The sequence below is a fragment of the Thermogladius sp. genome, assembly GCF_049970955.1.
Lineage (GTDB): Archaea > Thermoproteota > Thermoprotei_A > Sulfolobales > Desulfurococcaceae > Thermogladius.
In genome coordinates this window covers 1-5,674 of the sequence record NZ_JBMFLY010000044.1, presented here as the reverse complement: position 1 = coordinate 5,674, position 5,674 = coordinate 1, and the positions used below count along the sequence as shown (strand labels likewise).

The 5,674-nt window shown below is 63.5% G+C and carries 7 protein-coding genes; 2 read left to right on the top strand and 5 right to left on the bottom strand.

Annotated elements, in window-relative coordinates; genetic code table 11:
• Nucleotides 1-272, top strand: a 272-nt coding sequence (locus tag ACP5VX_RS05630) for a phosphoribosyltransferase family protein (RefSeq protein WP_428724907.1), incomplete at its 5' end; no start/stop codon positions are given.
• A gap of 120 nt (nucleotides 273-392) precedes the next feature.
• Here ACP5VX_RS05630 and ACP5VX_RS05625 read toward each other — a convergent pair.
• The 5 genes from ACP5VX_RS05625 to ACP5VX_RS05605 are packed head-to-tail and all read right to left on the bottom strand — an operon-like array spanning nucleotide 393 to nucleotide 4,837.
• Nucleotides 393-821 (bottom strand): hypothetical protein, encoded by a 429-nt coding sequence (locus ACP5VX_RS05625; RefSeq protein WP_428724906.1) that lies wholly within the window; start codon nucleotides 819-821, stop codon nucleotides 393-395.
• 52 nt (nucleotides 822-873) lie between these two features.
• Nucleotides 874-1,131, bottom strand: a complete 258-nt coding sequence (locus ACP5VX_RS05620; protein ID WP_014737745.1) for a hypothetical protein — start codon at nucleotides 1,129-1,131, stop codon at nucleotides 874-876.
• Nucleotides 1,132-1,590: a (2Fe-2S)-binding protein gene (locus ACP5VX_RS05615; RefSeq protein WP_428724905.1), complete on the bottom strand. Its 459-nt coding sequence runs from the start codon at nucleotides 1,588-1,590 to the stop codon at nucleotides 1,132-1,134.
• Nucleotides 1,587-2,486 carry an FAD binding domain-containing protein gene (locus ACP5VX_RS05610; RefSeq protein WP_428724904.1) on the bottom strand — a complete coding sequence of 300 codons (900 nt, stop codon included), beginning with the start codon at nucleotides 2,484-2,486 and terminating at the stop codon, nucleotides 1,587-1,589. Before ACP5VX_RS05610 ends, ACP5VX_RS05615 begins: the two co-directional genes overlap by 4 nt.
• A complete protein-coding gene (locus ACP5VX_RS05605; protein WP_428724903.1) occupies nucleotides 2,483-4,837 on the bottom strand; it encodes a xanthine dehydrogenase family protein molybdopterin-binding subunit in 2,355 nt (784 codons plus the stop codon). The genes ACP5VX_RS05610 and ACP5VX_RS05605 overlap by 4 nt, the downstream gene beginning before the upstream one ends.
• Before the next feature lie 62 nt (nucleotides 4,838-4,899).
• On the opposite strand from ACP5VX_RS05605, the gene ACP5VX_RS05600 reads away from it, so the two are divergent.
• Nucleotides 4,900-5,674 (top strand): dihydroorotase (locus ACP5VX_RS05600; RefSeq protein ID WP_428724902.1); only part of this gene is annotated, 775 nt, incomplete at its 3' end.

Here is a 5,674-nt window from a genome sequence, read left to right as displayed (position 1 = left end):
GAGTCATGGTAGTGGACGACGTGGTCACGACAGGGGGCACGCTGCTGAGGTCCATAAACTACCTGAGAGAGGCCGGCGCCACCGTGGTCAGGGCCCTCGTGGTCGTGGACAGGGAGCAGGGCGCGAGGCAGCTCCTGGCGAGCAACGGGGTCGAGTTCTACGCCCTGACGACTGCCAGGGAGATCTTCGAGACCCTCTGGAGGGAGGGTCTCATCGCACACGAGGACTACAGGCGCGTAGTAGACTACCTGGACTCCTTCAGGCAGTCCTAGCTCTTTTTCCCCTCCGCCCAACGCCCCTAATGGGCCGCTACCCGACCCGCGAGGCCGTGTACTCCGTTACGGGGGCGCCTACAGCAGGCTACCCCCACACCGCGGAGAGCCGCCTGGGCCTCACGCTGGCCTCCTTCTTGAGCCCCTTATCTTCAGCAGCCCAGCGACTATTAAAGCGAGCCCCAACAGTATCGTGCCCGCGGCCAATACCGGCAGGTTCTCGACGTAGGGCATCGCGTTGTAGGCCCTCTCGCTGGCGTAGTAGACCTCCCTCATCCTGGCCGCCGCCTCGCCGACGCCCCCGAGAGCGTTACTGAGAGAGGTTAGCCCGAGCTGGCCGAGCGCGCTCGCAAGCTTATCGGTGTAGTTCCCGAGGGTGGCCAGCGCGTTCATCGAGGAGACGTAGGGTTGGGAGTGGGTGAGGTTGTAGAGCCTCTCGACCTCCTCTCTCGACACCTTCACCTCCCCGGCGACTAGGGCTAGGGCGGCTCCTACGAGGAGGAGGCAGAGGCCGAAGCCGGCTAGGAAGCCCCCCAGAGTCGAGGCCACGAGACCACCCTCCAAGTCTGAGTAGGGCTAGGGAGTAAAAAAGTACCAGGTCTCACCCGCCCTCGTAGAGGGGCGGCATCACTGTTACCACGTCCCCGTCCCTGAGCCTAGTCGTGGGGGCCGCCTGGAGGTCCCCCACGAGGAACCAGACTAGGTTGAGCCTCTCCTCGAGCCTCCTGTAGGACTCGAACTCCCTCAACTTCTCGACCAGCCTCCTCAGCTCCACCTCCTCCTCGTCGAACTCGACGTCGACGAACCTCCTCCCGAAGATGCTCGCGGCCTCGCCCACGAAGAAGACTCTTACCCTCAACTACCCTCCTCCCAGGGCCTTAGCGAGGGCCTTCACTATGTTCACGTAGCCGGTGCAGCGGCAGAGGTTGCCGCGTATCAGGCTCCTTATCTCCTCCTCGCTGTAGGCCCTCTTCTTACTCCTGAGGTACTCCCCCACCATGACGAACCCCGGTGTACAGTAGCCGCACTGTATAGCCCCCTCCTCCACGAGCGCCCTCTGCACCGGGGTCAGGTCCCCGTCCTGGGACAGGCCCTCGATGGTGACGACCTCCCTCCCGTTCACGTCCACCGCGAGTGTTAGGCAGGAGAGGACAGGCTTCCCGTCGACGAGCACCGTGCAGGCGCCGCACTCGCCTATGCCGCAGCCGTACTTCGTGCCCGTCAGCTTCAGCTTGTCCCTCAACACGTTGATCAACAGCTCGTTGGGGGCTACGTCGACCTCGACGGGCCTCCCGTTGAGCTTGAAGCTGATCCTCAAGCCCTCCCACCCCTACTCCTCTCGAACGCCTTAAGCAGGGCGTCGTAGACCAGGACCCTCGAGACCTCCCTCCTGTACCACGCCGAGGCCCTCACGTCTGTTATAGGGTTGACCTCCTCGCTGACGGTCCTCAGCAGTTCGATCAGCCCCTCCTCGCTCACTCTCCGACCCTTCAGCACTGCCTCGGTCTTCCTGGCCCTGATAGGAGTCGGGGCGACCGACCCCAAGGCCACCCTGGCCTCCTTGACCACCTCGCCCTCGAACTCCGCGTAGACCGCCGCGCTGGCTATCGCCAGGTCCATGCTAGTCCTGGACAGCTTCACGAAGGCCGAGGACCCGCCCTTCGCGGGCACCCTGATCTCGACGAGGAGCTCGTTAGGCTGCATCACGGTCTTACCGGGGCCCACGAAGAAGTCCTCGAGCTTGACGGTCCTCACCCCCTTCACGCTCGCCAGGACGACCTCGGCGTCGTAGACCAGGAGAGGGGGCGCGGCGTCCGCGGCGGGGGAGGCGTTGCAGAGGTTGCCCGCTATAGTGCCCATGACCCTTATCTGGAGCCCGCCCATCTGCTTGACGGCGTCTGCGAGGGCGGGGAACCTCTCCACGACCGGGTCCTCCTCGAGGTCGTGCCAGGTCGTGAGGGCCCCGATCCTGAGGACGCCCTCCTCCAGCCTTATGTAGCGGAGGCCGGGTATCCTCTTTATGTTGACTATGTACTTCGGGCGCAGGGCCCCCGTCTTCATCTTCACGAGGAGGTCCGTGCCGCCCGCGAGCACCTTGGCGTCGCCGCCTAGCCTGTCCAGTAGCTCCAGGGCCTCGCTGAGGCTCTTTGGCTCGTAGTACTCGAAGCTGGGCAGTATGTGCGTGTTCATGTAGTTTATGGCCGAGGGCCTCAAGCCGATCCCTCCCTCTCCTTTATCAGCTTCAAGAGCTTGTCGGGCGTGACGGGCAGCTCGTAGACCCTTACACCGGTCGCGTTGTAGATGGCGTTGCAGATGGCCGCTGCCGCGGGGTTCATGGCCGCCTCCCCCAGCCCCTTCGCCCCGAAGGGGCCGGAGGGCTCCTTGGTCGAGGCGATTATGACCTTGAAGTCCTCTAGGCGGGGCAGGTCCTGGGCCGTCGGTATCTTGTAGTCGGTTATGAGGAACCTGTTGGCCAGCTCGCCCGTCTCCGGGTTGTAGGGGGTGTCCTCCGAGAAGACCATGCCCCAGGCCATCGCGAACCCCCCGTGCAACTGGCCCTCCACCATGTCGGGGTTTATCGGGGTACCCACGTCCGCGCCCGCGACGACCCTCACGGGCCTGACCTTACCGGTCCAGGTGTCGACCTCCACCTCGACGTAGTACACTGTGAAGCTCGGGGGCGCGCTGGTAGCCCTGTAGGTCACCACCGCTGCTATAGTCCCCCAGTTCTTCTGCCACACCTTCCTCGCCAGCTCCCTCAAGGTTATGCTGTACTCGGGCATTCCCTCGACGTAGATCACCGCGTCATCCCTGGCCGGGTCGTACCTGATCCTGAGCGCCTCGGGGTTGACGGCCATGGGGAGTAGCCTAACGGCCGCCTCGAGTATCTTCTGCTTTACGATGGACGCCGCCCTCCTGGCCGCCTCACCGCCCACGAAGACTCCTCTCGAAGCGTGCGTGCAGACGTCGTACGGGGAGTTCTCCGTGGTGGCCAGGGCGAGGTTTATCCTCTCCGGTGGCACCTGCAGTTCCTCGGCTATGATCTTGACGTGGGCGTCCAGCGTCCCCCCGCCGTGGTCCTGTAGCGCGGTGATGTAGTCCAGCGTCCCGTCCTCGTTGAGCTTGAGCACCGCCCCGGTGAAGTCTATGACCTCGCCCGAGATGGGGCCCCCCGCGCCAGACGTGTGGAAGCCCCTGCCGAGCCCTATGCCCCTCCTAAAGCGACCCTTCTTCTCCTCCGGCCTCCCCCTCTTATCCCAGCCGATGAGCTCCCTACCCTTTAGCAGCAGCTCCGGTACCCCGTCCGACTTGATGACAGACCTGACCGTTGGGCCCTGGCCCCAGAATATGTCGCCCCTCCCGACGTAGTTCTTCAGCCTGAGCTCCACGGGGTCCATGCCCAGCTCCTCCGCCAGCTCGTCGATCACCGTCTCCACGGCCCACTGGACCTCGGGGGCCCCGTAGCCTCTCAGGGCGCAGCTGGGTACTTTGTTGGTGTAGACCGCTATACCCTCGTACCTTATGTTCTTCCACTTGTACATGGAGACGAACCAGCCCAGCGAGGTGCCGAGCAGCGGGTAGGCCTGGATCTGGTGGGCCCCGATGTCGAGTATGTTGTGGAACTCCCCCGCAATTATCTCGCCGTCCCTCTTCGCGCCCACCTTGATCCTCATGTGGAAGACGTAGTTGGAGTGGTCTAGCATGTCCTCTTCTCTAGTGTACGCGATCTTCACGGGCCTACGGGCCTTGAGGCACAGCGCCACAGCGATCGGGACCAGGTAGTTGACCTGGATGCTGGACCCGAAGGACCCTCCTATGGGGACTTTGACTACTGTGATCTTGCTCTCTGGTATGTCGAAGAGCTGGCTGATCAAGATCCTGGTGTTGTGTATCGTCTGCGTAGTCGCGTATATGGTCAGCTTACCGCCCGGCTCCGGTACGCATAGGACCGCCTTGGGCTCCAGCTGCATGTGGTACCTCTTACCGCTCTTGAAGGTCCTCTCGACCACGACGCTGGCCTCTCTGAACGCCTTGTCGACGTCCCCCTCCGTGTACGTGAGCCTGGCGGCTATGTTCCTCTCGACCTTGAGCACCTGGTCGCCCTTCATGATCTCCTCGTGTATGAGGGGGGCGGACGGGCTCATGGCCTCGAAGGGGTCTAGTATCGGCTTGTAGACCCTCTCCACCTCTATCCTGATCGACTCGAGGGCCCGCTGCGCGAGCTCCTCGCTCGGGGCCGCGACCGCGGCTATCGGCTCGCCTATGTAGCGCGGCCTCTTGGTCAGTATGAGGTGGTCCTTATAAGTGACCTCGTCGACGCTCACCAGCCTGGGGTTGAAGAGCTTGCGCGGCACCTCGTCGGGGGTGATAACGACCGCCCCGAGTCTCTCGGCCTCGGACACGTCTATCCTAGCAATGTCCGCGAACGCGTAGGGGCTCCTGTATATCCTGCCTATGAGCATCCCAGGGGCCTCGAGGTCGTTGACGAACTTGAGGGCCCCCGTCACCTTCGGGATGGCGTCGTGTCTAGGGGTGCGCCTGCCTATGAACACGTACTCGCTCATTGTCTCCACTCGATTAGTTATATCTACGCGATAGGATATATGTCGTTATTGAAGTGGGGGACATGAACGTTCTCGTGAGAGGGGGGCTAGTCGTAACACCCGAGTACGTGTACCAGGCGGACGTCCTCGTCGAGAACGGGGTGATCAAGGAGGTCGGTAGAGGGCTGAATGCGCCTCCCGGCTTCGAGGTCATAGAGGCCGGCGGGATGCTCGTCCTCCCGGGCGTGGTAGACGAGCACGTCCACATGCGCGAGCCGGGCTTGACCTACAAGGACGACTTCGAGCACGGTACCAAGGCGGCTGCGGCGGGCGGCGTGACGACGGTCGTCGAGATGCCCAACACGCTCCCGCCCGTGGACTCCGCCGAGAGGGTTGCCGAGAAGGCCAGGCTTCTACAGGGGAAGGCCTACGTCGACTTCGCCCTCTACGGGGTCCTCCACGACGGGAGCGTGGGCAGGATAAGGGAGATGCTCGACGCGGGCGTCGTGGGGTTCAAGGTCTTCCTAGGCCCCACGACCGGCAACATACCGCCGCCCAGGCTGGGGAGCCTCGTGGAGGTGATGGAGTCCTCGGAGAAGTACGGGTTCACGGTCGCCTTCCACGCCGAGACGCACGAGCTGGTCGAGTACTTCACGGCGAGGTACAGGGCGCAGGGGTCTAAGCCCTCCCTCCACGACTTGGCGAGGCCGCCTCTGGCGGAGGCCCACGCCATTAGAACGATAGGGTCGATACAGGAGCACGTCGGGGGCAGGTCTCTGATAGTCCACGTCTCGTCGAAGCAGGCGCTCGAGGCCGTCGAGGAGTTCAAGAGGAGGGGCGTCTCCATGTACGCCGAGA

Excerpts from the sequence above, each read along its gene's own strand:
- ACP5VX_RS05605 (WP_428724903.1), bottom strand. The coding sequence starts at position 4,837 with ATGAGCGAGTACGTGTTCATAGGCAGGCGCACCCCTAGACACGACGCC.